Annotated in this window: 13 protein-coding genes; 4 read left to right on the top strand and 9 right to left on the bottom strand. The window is 72.0% G+C overall.

The genetic code is table 11. The features are described 5' to 3' along the window. Window positions 1-20: 20 nt before the first annotated feature. Window positions 21-1,493, bottom strand: a complete 1,473-nt coding sequence (locus N798_RS11000; protein ID WP_035948444.1) for an FG-GAP-like repeat-containing protein — start codon at window positions 1,491-1,493, stop codon at window positions 21-23. A 171-nt stretch (window positions 1,494-1,664) separates the two neighbouring features. Between N798_RS11000 and N798_RS10995 the strand changes: the two genes are divergently transcribed. Then, window positions 1,665-3,650: an FG-GAP-like repeat-containing protein gene (locus N798_RS10995; protein ID WP_035948442.1), complete on the top strand. Its 1,986-nt coding sequence runs from the start codon at window positions 1,665-1,667 to the stop codon at window positions 3,648-3,650. A gap of 118 nt (window positions 3,651-3,768) precedes the next feature. Here the strand turns inward: N798_RS10995 and N798_RS10990 are convergent, their stop codons facing one another. Together N798_RS10990 and N798_RS10985 are read right to left on the bottom strand one after the other, a co-directional pair. Continuing rightward, on the bottom strand, window positions 3,769-4,407 hold the full coding sequence (locus N798_RS10990; protein ID WP_035948439.1) for a CoA transferase subunit B: 639 nt from the start codon (window positions 4,405-4,407) through the stop codon (window positions 3,769-3,771). 1 nt (window position 4,408) lies between these two features. Continuing rightward, on the bottom strand, window positions 4,409-5,191 hold the full coding sequence (locus tag N798_RS10985) for a CoA transferase subunit A (protein WP_035948437.1): 783 nt from the start codon (window positions 5,189-5,191) through the stop codon (window positions 4,409-4,411). A gap of 311 nt (window positions 5,192-5,502) precedes the next feature. Here N798_RS10985 and N798_RS10980 point away from each other — a divergent pair, with 311 nt between their 5' ends. Continuing rightward, the gene (locus N798_RS10980; protein ID WP_035948434.1) at window positions 5,503-7,350 is read left to right on the top strand and encodes a peptidoglycan-binding domain-containing protein; all 1,848 of its coding nucleotides are present in this window, start codon (window positions 5,503-5,505) and stop codon (window positions 7,348-7,350) included. Between the two features lie 30 nt (window positions 7,351-7,380). Here N798_RS10980 and N798_RS10975 read toward each other — a convergent pair whose 3' ends face one another. Continuing rightward, complete coding sequence (locus tag N798_RS10975; RefSeq protein WP_035948432.1) at window positions 7,381-8,106, bottom strand: TIGR03089 family protein; 726 nt, start codon at window positions 8,104-8,106, stop codon at window positions 7,381-7,383. Between the two features lie 105 nt (window positions 8,107-8,211). Between N798_RS10975 and N798_RS10970 the strand changes: the two genes are divergently transcribed. Beyond that, a complete protein-coding gene (locus tag N798_RS10970) occupies window positions 8,212-10,308 on the top strand; it encodes a hypothetical protein (RefSeq protein ID WP_035948430.1) in 2,097 nt (698 codons plus the stop codon). Here the strand turns inward: N798_RS10970 and N798_RS10965 are convergent. The 4 genes from N798_RS10965 to N798_RS10950 form a co-directional block, all read right to left on the bottom strand. Continuing rightward, window positions 10,295-11,083, bottom strand: coding sequence for an inositol monophosphatase family protein (locus N798_RS10965; RefSeq protein ID WP_035948429.1), 789 nt, complete (start codon window positions 11,081-11,083; stop codon window positions 10,295-10,297). The two genes, N798_RS10970 and N798_RS10965, sit on opposite strands and share 14 nt — an antisense overlap. A 72-nt stretch (window positions 11,084-11,155) precedes the next feature. Continuing rightward, on the bottom strand, window positions 11,156-11,917 hold the full coding sequence (locus tag N798_RS10960) for an alpha/beta hydrolase family protein (protein WP_035948428.1): 762 nt from the start codon (window positions 11,915-11,917) through the stop codon (window positions 11,156-11,158). A 16-nt stretch (window positions 11,918-11,933) separates the two neighbouring features. Next, window positions 11,934-12,974, bottom strand: coding sequence for a succinylglutamate desuccinylase/aspartoacylase family protein (locus N798_RS10955; RefSeq protein WP_052117204.1), 1,041 nt, complete (start codon window positions 12,972-12,974; stop codon window positions 11,934-11,936). Beyond that, window positions 12,971-13,477, bottom strand: coding sequence for an ATP-dependent zinc protease family protein (locus N798_RS10950; RefSeq protein ID WP_084100540.1), 507 nt, complete (start codon window positions 13,475-13,477; stop codon window positions 12,971-12,973). The genes N798_RS10955 and N798_RS10950 overlap by 4 nt, the downstream gene beginning before the upstream one ends. On the opposite strand from N798_RS10950, the gene N798_RS10945 reads away from it, so the two are divergent. Continuing rightward, on the top strand, window positions 13,476-14,666 hold the full coding sequence (locus N798_RS10945) for a RimK family alpha-L-glutamate ligase (RefSeq protein ID WP_035948426.1): 1,191 nt from the start codon (window positions 13,476-13,478) through the stop codon (window positions 14,664-14,666). The two genes, N798_RS10950 and N798_RS10945, sit on opposite strands and share 2 nt — an antisense overlap. A 125-nt stretch (window positions 14,667-14,791) precedes the next feature. On the opposite strand, the gene N798_RS10940 is transcribed toward N798_RS10945, so the two are convergent. Then, window positions 14,792-15,832 carry a DNA polymerase III subunit beta family protein gene (locus N798_RS10940; RefSeq protein ID WP_035948425.1) on the bottom strand — a complete coding sequence of 347 codons (1,041 nt, stop codon included), beginning with the start codon at window positions 15,830-15,832 and terminating at the stop codon, window positions 14,792-14,794. Between the last annotated feature and the right edge of the window lie 103 nt (window positions 15,833-15,935).

Below are 15,935 nucleotides of genomic sequence, written 5' to 3'. Positions count from 1 at the left end.
GACGCCGCGGGCCGACCGGATCAGAGGAAGTTGCTGTAGGCGTCCCAGCCCGTCGCGATCTTCGTCGCCCGGCCGAGGGCGCCACCGGCCCCGCCCGGGTAGAACCACAGGGCGCCGTCCGAGCTGCGCGCCACGATGTCGTCGTAGCCGTCGGCGTTCATCCGCCCCGGGCTGCTCGCGTGGTTCATGATGTTCCATCCCGAGCCCACCTGACGCGCGCTGCCGTAGGTGAGGGACGAGGTCATGAGGTAGCTCCACATCGTGCCGTCGTCGCGGATCCCGATGAGGTCTCCCCGCCGGTCACCGTTGAGGTCCCCGCGACCGATGACGAGACGGGTGGTGTTCCAGCCGTTGCCGATCTGCTTGACCCGCTTGACGGCGCCACCGGCACCGAACGTGTAGAGGTGCAGCGTGCCGTCGGTGGCGCGACCGAGCAGCTCGGGGCGGCCGTCGAGATTGACGTCGCCCGGCGTGGCGATGGCGGTGATGACGTTCCACCCGGTCCCGATCGTCACCGCCGACGAGAAGCCGGCGTCGCCGCGGCCGTAGTAGAGCAGGAGCGTGCCGTCGCCGCGTCGGGCCACGAGGTCGGTGCGGGCGTCGCCGTTGACGTCACCGGGCGAGGCCAGCCACGTGAACGAACCCCAGCCCGGTCCGATGAAGCGTGGCGTGGTGGTGATCGTGCCGTTGCCACTGCCCGAGAAGAGCAGCAGGTCCCCGGGGCTGGTGTTCGTCGTCAGCAGGTCGACCTTGCCGTCACCGGTCCAGTCGCCGCGGGTGAAGGGGATGGGGACGCAGGTGTAGACGCGGACCTCGTCCACCTGGAGGGCCGAGGTCTGGGAGCGGTCGGCCGTCGTGTCGTTGAAGAAGAAGACGTCGAGGTAGCCGGCGTTCGTGGTCGCCTCGGACGTGACATCGAGGGCCACCCGTGTCCAGTCCGCAGCCGGCGCGAGCGCACCACCGCTCGAGTTGACGCTGAAGCCGATGGTGTCGCCGGGGGTCGAGCCCTTGTAGGCGAACGACAGGCCGAGGCTCACTCCCCGCGGGACGGGCGCGTGCGTGCTGTTGAGGTAGGCCAGGATCGAGGCCCCCGCGGTGATCGTCGAGGTGGCGTGCCACGTGCCGTGCGTCGTCGGGACCGTGTTGCGCGCGGCGAAGCCGTAGCTGTCGGCCGGGTAGGGGAGACCACCCTCGAAGCTCTGGAGGTTGAGCAGCGTGCCGGGCTTCTTGCCGGTCGGGCAGAAGTCCGGCAGCTCGACGACGTCACTGGCCGTGGCCGACCGCTGGGCGGATCCCGCACCCGCACCTGCGCCGGAACGGCGCAGGGCCGAGTCCGCCCGGGTGAGGAGGGGGGCCTGCGACGTGCGCACCGCGGAGCCGGACGGGGGACCTCCGGGCGTCACCGGGTCCGTGGAGGCAGCCGCGCCCCCGGAGGCGGCGACGAGGAGCGAGAGGCCGGCGAGGGACCCCAGTAGTGACCGACGGATGTACATGGGCGTCTCCCCTGGTGGGCTGGCTGGCGCGGAAGGGTGCCGAGCTCAGGGGTCAAGGTAGCAGTGAGCTCCGACGGCGCCGAGCGACGCCGCGGCTGGTCATCGTGGTCCTGCAGGAGTAGTCCGAAATCACTACAGTGGGTGGCCCTGACCCTGCAACTGGAGCTAGTCATGCACCGACCCCCTGCCATCGCCACCGGCGTCCTCCTTGCCGCCCTCGGCCTCGTCACCGCGAACCCCGCCGCCGCCTCGCCGTCAGCCGAGGCGCCGGCCGAGTCGCCGGTCGCGGCCCGAGCGAGTGCGGCGTCCGCCCCGAAGGCGCGCACGGTCGCGTTCGCGGCCGTTCCCTCCAGCGCCCGCGCCAAGGGCGTCAGCGCCCAGGACCGTGAGACGGCCGAGCACCACGGTGTCCCCGCGTTCGTCACGGCCGCGACCCGGCCGATCGCGGTCGAGGACCGCGCGACCGCCATCGGCGTCACGTGGTCGGGTCGCGCGTCGCAGGGAGTGGTCCAGTGGAGGTTCAGGGCCGACGGCGGCGCCGCCGGAGCCTGGTCGGAGCTGCCCACGGGGGCGCATGGCCCGGACGCCGGGTCGGCGGAGGCGCGCGCCGCGAGGACGACGTCCGATCCCCTGCTCACGACGGACCCGGGCTCGGTCGAGCTGCGCGTGCTCGGTGGGTCGGCCCCGGCGTCCTCGCTCGTCGCCACCGTCGACGAGCCGGGTGGGGCTGCGGAGGCCACTGCGCCGGATGCTTCCCGGGCTCCCGCGCCGGGGTCACCCACGGCCACGCGCACGTCGTCGTCGACACCGACCATCCTGACCCGCGCGTCGTGGGGAGCCGACGAGTCGATGCGCAAGGGATCGCCGTCCTACGGCGCGGTCAAGGGCGAGGTGGTCCACCACACCGTCAACGCCAACACCTACGCGGCGGACGACGTCCCCGCGCTCATCCGTGCGATCTACGCCTACCACGTGCAGCGCAACGGCTGGAACGACATCGGCTACAACTTCCTCATCGACCGGTTCGGCCGCACGTGGGAGGGCCGCTTCGGGGGGACCAACCGGGCCGTCGTGGGCGCGCACAGCCCCGGCGTGAACTCATGGACGACCTCGGCGTCCACGATCGGCAACTTCTCGAGCAGCGGCACGTCAGTCCCGGCAGCGGTGACGGCGGCATACCAGAGCCTCTTCACCTGGAAGGCGCGGCTGCACCAGCTCGAGCCGGAGTGGACGGTCAACCTCGGCGGCACGACGCAGCGCTCGATCTCCGGCCATCGCGACAACACCTCCACCGAATGCCCCGGTGACGCGCTCTACGCCCGCATTCCGGCGATCACGAGCGCCGTGGCCGCGGCCACCCCCGACAGCCCCGCCCTCACGGTGCGACGCGACGCCGACAACGCAGGCGGCAACGACGTGCTCACCATCGACAGGTCGGGTCGGCTGGCCCTCGTCACCGCCGATGACAGTGGCCTGCTGCAGGAGCCCGAGACGAAGACGACACTGGACCCCACCGGTTTCGACATGTTGCGGGTCGTGGGGGACTGGGACGGCGACGGCGCCGTCGACGTCGTGGGGCGCTTCGGCAACGGCAGCCTCTACCTCTTCGCCGGGGCCGGGGACGGTGGCTTCGAGCCGCCGGTCCGGATCGGTGTCGGCTGGAACACGATGCGCATCATGACCGGCGTCGGCGACGTCACCGGCGACGAGCACCCCGACCTCATCGCCGCGACGGCGACCTCGTCGGAGCTGCGGGTCTACCCGGGCGACGGTCGCGGCAGCTTCCTGGTGCCGAAGGTCATCGGCACCGCCGGCTGGGGCGGCATCCGTTCCCTCGTCGGCGTCGGCGACTGGGACCGCGACGGTGACGCCGACGTGCTGGGCATCTGGGCCGACGGCAGGCCGACCGTCTATGCCAACCGTGGCGACGGTCTCCTCCGGACGGGACCCACTCTCGACTTCCGTGCGCCGGAGGGGTCGGTCGTCTCGGCCATCGGCGACGTCACCTTCGACACGCTCGTCGACCTGGTCGTCAAGGACGAGGGCGGCACCGTCCGCGTCGCGGCCAGCACCGCCGACCCGGCGGTGACCCGGTGGGTCGAGCAGTCGGGCACGACGGTCTCCACCTGGCGCTCGCTCACACCGCAGGAGGGTTGAGCGGAGCACCTTCCCTGGGCGGGCGAGGGAGCAGGACGGAGCCCCGGGCACGACGCCCGGGGCTCCGTCAGGGTCCGTCACGGTCCAGCGGTCGGGGCCGCCGGGGTCGTGCGACCGGTCAGACGAGGGCGAACCTGAGCTCGGGCCCGGTCTTCTCGCGCAGCTCGTCCTCGGTGACACCGGGCGCCAGCTCGCTCACCACGAGGCCCTCGTCGGTGATGTCGATGACGGCCAGGTCGGTGATGATCCGCTGCACCACGCCGAGTCCGGTGATCGGCAGGTCGCACTCGTCGACGATCTTGTGGCTGCCGTCCTTGGCGACGTGCTCCATGAGCACGATGACGCGCTTGGCGCCGTGCACGAGGTCCATCGCCCCGCCCATGCCCTTGACCATCTTGCCGGGGATCATCCAGTTCGCGATGTCACCGGAGCGCGAGACCTGCATCGCGCCGAGGATGGCCGCGTCGACCTTGCCGCCGCGGATCATGCCGAAGCTCGTCGCGCTGTCGAAGTAGCTCGCCCCACGACGGGTCGTGACGGTCTCCTTGCCGGCGTTGATGAGGTCGGGGTCGACGGCGTCCTCGGTCGGGTAGGCGCCGACCCCGAGGATGCCGTTCTCGGACTGCAGGACGATCTCGACGTCGTCGGGCACGTGGTTGGGGACGAGGGTCGGCAGGCCGATGCCGAGGTTGACGTAGGAGCCGTCGGTGAGCTCGGAGGCCGCGCGGGCCGCCATCTCGTCACGGGTCAGGGGCATGTCAGCTCTCCTCGCTCGTCGTGCGGACGGTCCGCTTCTCGATGCGCTTGTCCGCGGCCTGCTCGGGTGTGAGCGGGACGACGCGCTGGACGTAGATGCCGGGCAGGTGGATCTCGTCGGGGTCGAGCTCACCGGGCTCCACGAGCTCCTCGACCTCGGCGACGGTGATGCGGCCGGACATGGCACAGAGCGGGTTGAAGTTGCGCGAGGACTTGTTGAAGACGAGGTTGCCGTGGCGGTCGCCCTTCCACGCGCGGACGAGACCGAAGTCTGCGGCGATGCCCTCCTCGAGGACGAAGGCGCGCTCCTCGCCGCCCAGGGTGAAGGTCCGGGTCTCCTTGGGAGGCGAGGCGAGCTCGACGCTGCCGTCCGCGGCATACCGCCAGGGGAGGCCGCCGTCGGCGACCTGGCTGCCGACACCGGTGGGGGTGAAGAAGGCCGCGATCCCGGCGCCGCCGGCGCGCAGCCGCTCGGCGAGGGTGCCCTGCGGGGTCAGCTCGACCTCGAGCTCGCCCTCGAGGTACTGGCGGGCGAACTCCTTGTTCTCGCCCACGTAGGACGAGACCATCCGACGGATCTGCTTCGCGCCGAGGAGGATGCCCAGGCCCCAGTCGTCGACGCCACAGTTGTTGGAGAAGACCTCGAGGTCTCGCACCCCCTTCGCGTGCAGCTCGGCGATGAGAACGCTGGGGATGCCGCAGAGCCCGAACCCGCCGACGGCCAGACTGGCCCCGTCGCGGACGTCCTCGAGGGCTGCGGATGCAGAGGAGACGACCTTGTCCATGGCGGGCACTCTAGTTCCCACCACCACGGGCTCCGATGTGGTGGGGTGCCAGTGGTCGGGCTGGGTGATGGGGTCCCAGCACGCGGCGACGATCTTGCGGCCAATGACGAGTCAGGCCGCAAATCCTCCTGATTGACCGGGGGTGAAACGAAGTACATCCGTGTAATTTTCAGGTTCGACTTGCGCAACGCGTGTGACGGATGGGACAACTGACGAGCCAACGTGTCGGAAGTGACGTCTGTGACGAACTCTTCCGCGGCGGTGGCCGAACACGACAACCCCCTGACCCGCTCGCCCCTGAGGAGCCTTCGTTGACGCGCGCCACCCTGCCTGCCACGTCGACCCGAGGACCGGTCCGTGCCCTCGGTGCCGTTTCCGTCTCGCTTCTGTCGATCCCGCTCGGGATCTCCGTCGCAGGGGGGAGCAGCGCCGCCGTCGCGGCTGCCGTGCCGGCCCCGCCGACGAAGGCGCTTCCCGCCGAGCTCGACATCGCGCCGAAGTACCAGGCGGGCTACCGATGCCTCTCCGGCGACCTTCCCGGGCCCACCGCCTTCGCTCAGCTCCTCAACAGCCACTACGGCAAGCACGTCTACGGCATCAACCGCACGTGCGCGGCGGAGCACGGCGAGGGCCGGGCCCTCGACTGGATGGTCAACGCCTACAACTCGGACGGGCTCGCGCTCGGCAACGCCATCACCCGTTGGCTGTCCGCGCCCGACTCGCAGGGACGGCCTGGCGCGATGGCGCGCCGCTTCGGCATCAACTACATCATCTGGAACCGCCAGATGTGGCGTGCCTACGACCCGGCTCGGGGATGGGCGGCCTACTCGGGCAGCTCTCCCCACACCGACCACATCCACATCTCGTTCACCTGGGACGGTGCCTACAAGCAGACGTCGTGGTGGACCGGCAAGGCCCTCACCGAGGTCCGCTTCACGGGTCCGTCGTCGAGCGCCGGCACCCCCGTGCCCATCGTCACCCCGCCCCTGACCGCCAGCGGCTACCCGCTTCTCAAGCGCGGTGACAGCGGCAAGGACGTCATGCTCGCCCAGGGAGTCCTCGGTCTCACGAAGGACGGTCAGTTCGGTCCGGCGACCGAGACGACGCTCAAGTCCTGGCAGAGCCGCAACGGCGTCCCCGTCACCGGGCAGCTCGACAACGCGACGTGGACCAAGATGGTCGCCCTCGGTCTGGTGCCCTCTCGCAACGGCGGGTCGACCACGACGACGAGCCCGCTGTCGGCCTACATCGGCACGGTCCTCCAGCGCGGCTCCAAGGGCCCGGCCGTCGTCGCCCTCCAGAAGGCACTCGGCATCCTCGCCGACGGTTCCTTCGGCCCGGGCACCGAGACCAAGGTCAAGGCCTTCCAGCAGACGAAGGGCATCAGCCCGACCGGCGTCGTCGCGAAGTCGACCTGGCTCGCCCTCATCGGCACCACCCCGACCTCGCCGACGGCCCACCCATTGGCCCAGTTTGCCGCCCTCGTCCTCCAGCGTGGCTCGACCGGGACGGCCGTCACCGCGCTCCAGAAGGCGCTCGGCCTCCCCGCCGACGGCTCGTTCGGTCCCGGCACCGAGACGCGGGTCATCGCCTACCAGAAGTCCAAGGGCCTCTCGCCCACGGGTGTCGTCGTCGCGTCGACCTGGGCCGCCCTCATGGGCCAGACGTCGACCGGGACGCCGACCACGACCACGCCGCCCGCCCCGCCGGCGCCTCCCGCGAGTGGCGCTGCGACCGAGTTCACGGCATACAAGACGACCGTCCTGCGTGCTGGCTCCAAGGGCACGGCGGTCAAGGTGCTGCAGGCCGGGCTCGGCGGCATCGCCGTCGACGGCTCCTTCGGTCCCGCGACGACGAAGGCCGTCCAGGCACTGCAGACGCGATGGGGCCTGCCCGCGACCGGCGTGGTGGACCTGCGCACCTGGAACCGGCTCGAGCTCACCGTCCACCCGCTCTTCCCCTACTGGGGCACGGTGCTGAAGCAGGGGTCGACGGGCAGCGTCGTCCGGGTCCTCCAGAAGGCCCTGCGCATCACGGTCGACGGCAACTTCGGCCCGGCGACACTCGCCGCGGTCAAGGCCGCCCAAGCGAGGGCGAAGCTGAGCCAGACCGGCGTCGTCGCGACCCTCACGTGGCGGGCCATCGAGAAGCAGATGTGAGCCAGCGCCCGGGTCGAGGCGACGCGCCGCTCAGGGGCCGGTCGCGCCCTCGACCCGGGACCGCTCCGCGAGGACGTCCGCCGGCGCCTCACCGCGACTGAGCACGACCGAGCCGTCGGCCGCCCACAGGGCGAGGCAGGCGGAGAGGAAGTCGGCCGTGTCCGTCGTGGTGAGGTGCCGGCGTTCGGCCGTGGCGCTCTGTGCCACGACGAGATCCGCGTATGCCGTCCGCTCGCCTTCGCGCACGAGCGCGACGTCGTCGTCGTCCGGCTCCTCCCACGGGTCGAACCGGTCGCCGTGGGTGCTCAGCTCCCTCGCCTCGTCCATGGCGCCCGGTGGCACCGGCACGGTCGCGGCGCGGGCCAGGCCGGCGAGCGTGACGAGCACGCCGCGCGTGCCCGCCTCGCCGGCCGCCCGTGCTGCCTCCGGGTCGGTCGTCACGAGGACGGCGTCGGGTGCGTCGCCCGGCGTCGGCGTGCCCACGCCGACCGCGCCACCCACGGACCACGTGGCGAGCGCCCAGTAGGCCGTCCGCCAGTGCGGCGGCAGGTCGAGCCGGACGACGGACCCGGGCGCGACGTCGAGCTCGTCCTGGAGGGCGTTGGCGGCCTTGCTCACCCAGTTCGACAGGACCCGCGCGGAGAGCTCGATGCGCTCGCCGCGGGTCGGGCCGTCGGTGTCGTCGTAGGTCGTGATCCGCGGCTTCGCGGAGTCGGAGCGGAGCATGTGCTGGAGGACGTCGGCGGGTCGGGTCACGCACCCGAGGGTAAGCCCCCTCCCGTTGCGTCCGGCAGGACGACGACCTGGCCACCGGAGTTGCGGACGCAGGGGAGCGTGCGGTGACGGATACGGTGGGGCATCATGAGCCGCTCGCCGCTGGTCGCTGACGAGGACCTCCCGACGACGAACCTCGAGCGGCGGGCTGGGCGGTGGCTCCAGACGGTCGTCCTCGGCGCGGCGACGTGGGTCGTCGTCATGTCGCTGCTCGCCGTCGTCCTGGCAGGTCTCGGGGTCTGGTTCCCCTGGCTCGTCCTGCCCCTCGCGGTCGTCGCGGCGGGCGCGAGCGGGTGGTGGGCACACGGCATACCGGCGCGGTCCCTTCCGGTCTGGACCGCGGCGCTCCTCGTCGCGGTGTGCGCCGGCGCCGGCATCTGGACCGCCGCGACGCACTCGGAGCAGGTGCTCCCGAGGCGTGACTCGGCGAGCTACCTGCAGACGGCGATCTCGATGGCGGAGACCCACCGACGGGTCGTGCCCGTCGACCCGGCCGACGTCGGAGGTCCCGAGGTGCTTGCCCTCGACGGGGTCACCCTCTCGAGCCCGGCGTTCTACGAGGTGGACTCGTGGCAGGGGCCCTCCGTCCAGCCGCAGTTCGTCATCGGGCCCGGCGCGGTGTGGTCGCTCGGGGTGTGGCTCGGCGGGCCGACCGGCGCCATGCTCCTGCCCGCGCTCGCCTCGGCGATCGGGCTGCTCGGCATGGGGCTGCTTCTGGCGCGGTGCGGCGCCCCGAGGTGGTCGCCGGTCGCTGCCGCAGGGGTGGCCCTGCTCTTCCCTGTGCTGCACACAGCGCGCTCGACCTACTCGGAGCCGCTCGCGATGGTGACCCTCGGCGGCGGGCTCCTCGCGCTCACCGTCGCCTCCCACCGCAGCGCCCGTGGCGAGGCCGGTCGGGCCGCGCTGCTCGCGGGAGTGCTCATCGGCGGCACGGCCTTCGTGCGGATCGACGGCCTGCGCGAGACGATCCTGCTCGTGCCGGTCGCGGCCCTGGCCCTGGCGCAGGGCCACCGGTGGATGCGGACCACGCTCCTCGGCGCCGCGGTCTCGACGGCGCTCGCCGTCCTCTCGGCGCTGTGGCTGTCGAACGAGTACCTCGGCACCATCGCGGCGAGCCTCGTCCCGCTCGTGGCACTCGGTGTCCTTATGGGCTCTGGCACGGCCGCGCTCCTCTGGTGGCAGCGGCGTGGAGGCGCTGTGCCGCAGGCGATCTCGCGACGTCTGCCCGACGCACTGGGGCTCGCGGTCGTCCTCGTCGGCCTCTTCCTCGCCAGCCGGCCGCTGTGGCAGACCGTGCGCCAGTCGCCCGACGACCCGGGGTCACGCGTCGTCGCCGGGCTCCAGCTGCGGCAGGGCCTCGCCGTCGACGGCGGGCGGACCTATGCCGAGCAGACCGTTGCGTGGCTGTCGTGGTGGGTCGGCGTGCCAGCGCTCGTCATCGCGCTCGCCGCGCTCGCGTGGTCGGTGCGGACGGCGGCGACGTGCTGGACGCGCGGGGAGCGGCTGCCGTCATGGACCGGCGCGCTGCTCATCGCCGCCGGCTCGACCGTCCTCACCCTCTGGCGACCCGGCATCACGCCCGACCACCCGTGGGCCGAGCGCCGGCTCCTCATCGCGCTGCCCTTCGTCGTCGTCCTCTGCGTGGCAGCCGCGGCGTATGCCGTCCGCCACCTCTCGCGCCGTGCTCCCGTCCTGCTCGCGGTCGCCGCGGGGGTGGCCTTGCTTCTCGCCACCCTCGTGCCGACGGCAGCGGCCACGTGGCCGCACCGGTCGGAGCGGGTCGAGCTCGGGGAGCTCGCCGCCGTCGACGGGGTCTGCCGCCAGATCGGCCCCGACGACGTCGTGCTGGCGGTCGACTCACGCGCCGCCAACGAGTGGCCGCAGGTCGTGCGCGGCCAGTGCGGTCGCCCCGCGCTGTCGACGACGAACGCGCTCCGGCGTGACCCGGTCCGGCTGGCCGAGACGGTGACGACGATCCAGCGCGCGCTCGAGCCGAGCGGGCGGCGGCTCGTCCTGCTCGCGGCCGACTCGCCGGAGGCGCTCGAGACCCTCGGCGTGACGAGCCGGCTCGCGCTCGACACGACCGTCCTCGAGGACATGCGGCTGCTCGAACGGCGACCCGACCACCTCGTCACCCTGCCGCTCCAGGTGTGGCTGGGGACGGGACCGGTCAGCGGCGGCTGAGGTCCTTGGGCATCCGGCGGGCGACGGCGGCATACGTCGTGCGGTCCGCGGCCACGACGAGGCCGGGCTGGGTGGACCGGGGTCCGTAGGTGACGCCGTCGAGGTGGCCGACGTGACCGCCCGCCTCGGTGACCATGAGCGAGCCCGGGGCGTGGTCCCACGCGTTGGAGCGGCTGTAGAGGATGTAGTCGACCTCACCCTCGAGCAGCTTCGGGTAGTCGACGCCGCAGCAGACCCACGAGGGGCGCAGGGCAGGCAGGTCCTCGAGGGCGTGCCCGCGCAGTGACCAGATCGAGGTGGCGCCACGGGGGTCGTCCTCGTCCGCGACGGGTCGCCGGGTGATGCGCTCGCCGTCGCGCTCGACGCCTGCGCCGCGCTCGGCCACCCAGGCCACCTCGTGCTCGGGCTGCCAGATCCATCCGCGGGTCGTCTCGCCGGAGCGGGTCTCCGCGATCATCACGGCGTGGTCCGGGCTGCCGTGGACGAAGTTCTTGGTGCCGTCGACCGGGTCGACGGTGAACGCGTGCTCGGCGCCGAGGTAGCGCTCGAGGACGCGCGGGTCGGCCGCGTGGGCCTCCTCGCCGAGGACGACGGCGTCGGGGAAGGCGTCGTTGAGGGCGCGCGTGATGAGGACCTCGGCCTCGCGGTCGGCGACGGTGACGAGGTCGCCCGGATTCTTCTCGATGACCTCACCGTCGGCGAGCGAGCGGAACCGCGGGGTGATGACCTCTGCGGCCACCTGCTTCATGAGCTCGAGAACTGCGCCTGTGTCCACGGACACACACGCTCCCACACAAGGTGGGCGGACGGCATACCGGGTGGGCGGGGCCTCGCACGGTGGTGCTGGTCAGCCGAGGGCGAGGTACTGGTCGGCCCACGCGCTGATGATGCGTCCGGCGCGGCGGGCCTGGCCCGGCGTCGTGAGGAGGTGGTCCGACCCCTCGAGGGAGATGAAGTTGCGGGGGTGGCGCGCGGTGCGGAAGATCTCGCTCGCGTTGGCGATGCCGACCGTGTTGTCGGTGGGGGAGTGCATGACGAGCAGCGGACGGCGCAGGGTCCGGATGCAGTCGCGCAGGTCGGCCCGTCGCACGTCCTCGACGAAGTCCCGCCGGAGGGTGAGGGCCTTGTCGCCGAGGCGTACCGGGGCTTCGCCGTCAGCCAGCACGCGATCGAGGACGGCGTCGTAGTTGTGCTCGACGTGGGACGGGTCGAACGGCGCAGCGACGGTGGCCACGGCACGCGCGCCCGGGATGTCGCCGGCCGCCGCCAGGATGGCCGCGCCGCCGAAGGAGTGGCCGACGAGGAGCTCGACGGGTCGGCCGGTCGACGCCATGAACCGTGCCGCCTCCACGGTGTCGGCGACCTTGTGCGAGAACGAGCCATCCCCCCAGTCGCCCTCCGAGTCACCCAGACCGAGGTTGTCGAACCGCAGCATGCCGACGCCCTCGGCGGCCAGCTGCTTGCAGATGCGCGAGGCAGCGGGGCAGTCCTTGCCGAGCGTGAAGCCGTGCGAGAACACCCCCCAGCCGCGCACCTCGCCGTGCGGCAGGTCGACGAGACCTGCGAGGAGCTCACCGGAGCTGCTGGGGAAGCGGACCTTCTCGGCCATGGGGACCTCGGGTGGGTCAGAGGACGGGGATCTCGTCGAGGGCGTCGAACGCCTCGGCGGCGTCCGGATGGTCGGGCACGCCGGGCGGCTCAGCTCCCTCGATCTCGGCGATGTGGACGAGCGCGTCGCCGCGGTTGACCAGCGGTGCGGTCGTGCGGCCGATGACGAGGCCCGGACGGTCGGCGCGCACGAGGCGCAGCGTCTTGCCGAAGGAGTCGCTGAGGCCGCCGAGGCGGTCGCCGACCTCGACTCGCTGGCCCAGGGTGGCGTCGAGGTGGACGATGCCGCTGCGGCCGGCCCGCAGCCACCCGCTGCGCCGGCTCACGAGGCTCGGCGGGGGAGTCGGAGCGCCCGGGGTCTCGACCATGTCGAGGGCGGCGAGGACGCGCATGACCCCGGAGACGCCGGCCTCGATGGCCCACTGGTCGAAGCGCATCGCCTCGCCCGACTCGAAGAGGAGGACCGTCGCGCCACGCTCCCGGGCGGCCGCGCGCAGCGAGCCGTCGCGCAGCCTCGCGTGGAGCATGACGGGCGCCCCGAACGCCTCGGCGAGCGCGCGGGTGCGGGGGTCGTCGAGGTCGGCCCGGATCTGCGGCAGGTTGGTGCGCCTGTCCGAGCCGGTGTGGAGGTCGATGCCGACCTCGGACTTGTCGACGACCTCGCGCATCATGAGGTTGGCGATGCGGCCGGCGAGCGAGCCGCGGGCCGAGCCGGGGAAGGAGCGGTTGAGGTCGCGGCGGTCAGGCAGGTAGCGGTCGCCCGCCATGAAGCCGTGGACGTTGACGATCGGGACCGCGATGAGGGTGCCGCGGAAGGTGCGCGGCGAGAGGCTGGCGAGGACGCGCCGGATGACCTCGACGCCGACGACCTCGTCGCCGTGGATGGCGGCGTTGACCCAGACGACGGGCCCGTCGTGGCGGCCGTGGAGGACGCGCAGCGGCAGGCTCACCTCGGCGCCCGTGACAAGCTTGGTGATGGGCAGGCCCATCTCGCGGGTCTGACCGGGGCGGATCTTCACCCCGCCGATGGCGAAGGACGGCCGAGCGACCGGGCTCATCCGCGGCCTCGGTTGCGACGGCGCAGATGCAGCTTGGGGCGGGGTCCGAGGTAGGACTCCGCAGGGTCGACGAGGAACCCGTGGCGCAGGGTCTCGCGGCCGATGAGCATGCGGAACCCCATCTCGTCGCGGCGGCTCAGCGTCACCTCGGTGGTGAGCCGGCGGCGGGCGAGGACGAGCTCGAGCTCGACGACGAGCCGGGTCTCGGAGTGGCCGTTGGAGGAGCGCACGACGCGCTCGTCGACGACCGGGCGCTCGAGCACGACCGCGTCATCGTCGCTGGCCTGCCAAGGGTGGATCGAGAAGCGGACCCACGGCTCACCGTCGCGCTCGAACCTCTCGAGGTCGAACGCGTGGACCGCCGACGAGCGGGCCCCGGTGTCGATCTTCGTCTTGATCCATGGGACGTTCACGGACGGCATACGCACCCACTCACGCCATCCGACGCGGATGGTTTGATGGGTCGCTCCGTGCACCCGACCATCCTTGCAGGTACCCCACATGAAGCTCGCCATCCTCTCGCGCGCGCCGCGGGCCTACTCGACCCAGCGCCTGCGCACCGCCGCCCTCGACCGTGGACACGACGTCAAGGTGCTCAACACCCTGCGCTTCGCGATCGACCTGTCCGGGCCGGAGCCCGACCTGCAGTTCCGGGGGAAGGCGCTGTCGGACTACGACGCGATCCTGCCGCGCATCGGCAACTCGATCACCTACTTCGGCACGGCCGTGGTGCGCCAGTTCGAGCAGATGGACGTCTACACGCCCAACACCGCCAACGGCATCGCGAACTCGCGCGACAAGCTCCGCGCGACCCAGATCCTCTCGCGCCACCAGATCGGTATGCCGGCCACGACCTTCGTGCGCAACCGCGCCGACGTGCCGGCCGCCATCGAGCGGGTCGGTGGGGCGCCCGTCGTCATCAAGCTGCTCGAGGGCACCCAGGGCATCGGCGTCATCCTCGCGCCCGACAACAAGGTCGCCGAGGCGATCATCGAGACGCTGCAGAGCACCTCGCAGAACGTGTTGATCCAGAGCTTCGTCAGGGAGAGCAAGGGCCGCGACATCCGCGCCCTCGTCGTCGGTGACCGCGTCGTCGCCGCGATGCGGCGGACCGCCCAGGGCGACGAGTTCCGGTCCAACGTGCACCGGGGCGGCTCCGTCGAGGGCGTGACGCTCGACCCGGCGTTCGAGCAGGCCGCGGTGCGGTCGGCGCAGATCATGGGGCTGCGCGTCGCCGGTGTCGACATGCTCGAGGGCGCCGACGGTCCGCAGGTCATGGAGGTCAACTCCTCGCCCGGCCTCGAGGGCATCGAGGCAGCGACCAAGCTCGACGTCGCCGGCGCGATCATCGACTACATCGGCAACCAGGTCGCCTTCCCCGAGATCGACGTCCGCCAGCGGCTCACCGTCTCGACGGGCTACGGCGTCGCCGAGCTCGTCGTGCACGGCTCGGCCGACCTCGTCGGCAAGACCATCGCGGAGTCGGGACTCGAGGACCGGGACATCACCGTGCTCACGCTCCACCGGGGCACGTCGGTCATCCCCAACCCGCGTCGTCGGACCGCGCTCGAGGCGCAGGACCGGCTGCTGTGCTTCGGCAAGCTCGAGGAGATGCGGTCGATGATCCCCGAGCGCCGTCGGCGCCGGGCCAAGGTCCGCAAGCTCCCCAAGGAGCCGATCCACGAGGGGTGAGGACGGGTCTGGGGTGAGGTGACGGGTCGGATGACGCGGAAATCGTGATCGGCCGCGGTTGCAACCACGTCAGATGACGATTTCCGCGTCACGGTGGCAGGGGAGCCCGTCCGCCGTGGGCGCGGTCAGGCGGGCTGGTCGAGACGGACGGGCATGAGGACCGACATCGTGTGGCCACGACGCGTGTCGCGGATGGCGAGCGGTGAGATGGGGTCGTCGAGGCCGAGGGTGAGCTGGTCACCCACCTCGAGTGCCTGCACGAGGAAGTCACGGTTGACGGCGACGACGAGGCCGTCCGTGTCGTCGGTCGCTCCGACGTGCACACCGGTCTCGTCGATGGTCAGCACGCTGACGTCGTAGGTCCCGGTGGTGCCCTCATGGGACAGCGACCTCGTCGCTCCGTCCGCGAGCGCGGCCCGCAGCGCGGCGGCGTCGACGGCGACCTCGCGACGTCCGTGCTCGAGCAGGCTGCGGTACGACGGGAAGTCGACGTCCGGCACCTGCGCCCGCACGGTGAGGCGGTCACTGGTGAGGGTGACCGTCCCGGCGCCAACGACGACCTCGATGGAGCCGGTGAGGTCGGCCGACAGCAGCTCGTCCACCACGTCGGTCGGGAGGAGCAGGTGCAGGTCGGTCTCCTCGGACGTGGCGACGGCACTCGTGGCGAGACGGTGCCGGTCGGTGGCGACGAGGCGCACCCGGCCGGGCTCGCTGTCGAGGTAGACGCCGTGGAGGCGAGGCTGGTCCGGGTCGTCGCAGACGGCATACCGGATCTCGCGCAGGGCGAGGACGAACTGGGCAGCTGGCAGGGTGCAGCGGTGCATGGGGATCTCCGGGTTCTCGAGCAGGTGGTGGACGATGGAGATCTCCCTGCGGGCGTCGGCGAGTCCGGCCTCGAGGCGGTCGAGGTGGGCGGCCAGGACCGCGCCGGCCTGAGCCGGCTCGACCACGACGGTCCTGATGTCGTCCAACGGCAGCCCGACCCGGCGCAGGTGCGCGACGAGCCGGGCCTGGGTGACCTGAGCCGGGCTGTAGAAGCGGTACCCCGAGGAGGGGTCCACGAGCCATGGCGTGAGGACACCCGCGCCGTCGTAGAAGCGCAGCGCGCTCACGGGCAGCCCGCTGAGGGCTGCCACCCTGCCGATGCCGAGCAGTTCGTTCTCCACGCGGCCAACCTCCCGTCTCGACCTGCTCGAGGGTCAAGCCCCCGGGTCATCATGTCGTGCCGCGCGCGCATGGCACCTCGGTGACGATCGTCGGCTCCACCCT

The sequence above is a fragment of the Knoellia flava TL1 genome, assembly GCF_000768675.1.
Classification (GTDB): domain Bacteria; phylum Actinomycetota; class Actinomycetes; order Actinomycetales; family Dermatophilaceae; genus Knoellia; species Knoellia flava.
The sequence above is the reverse complement of the archived record's forward strand: the minus strand, read 5'-3'. Positions and strand labels throughout refer to the sequence as shown.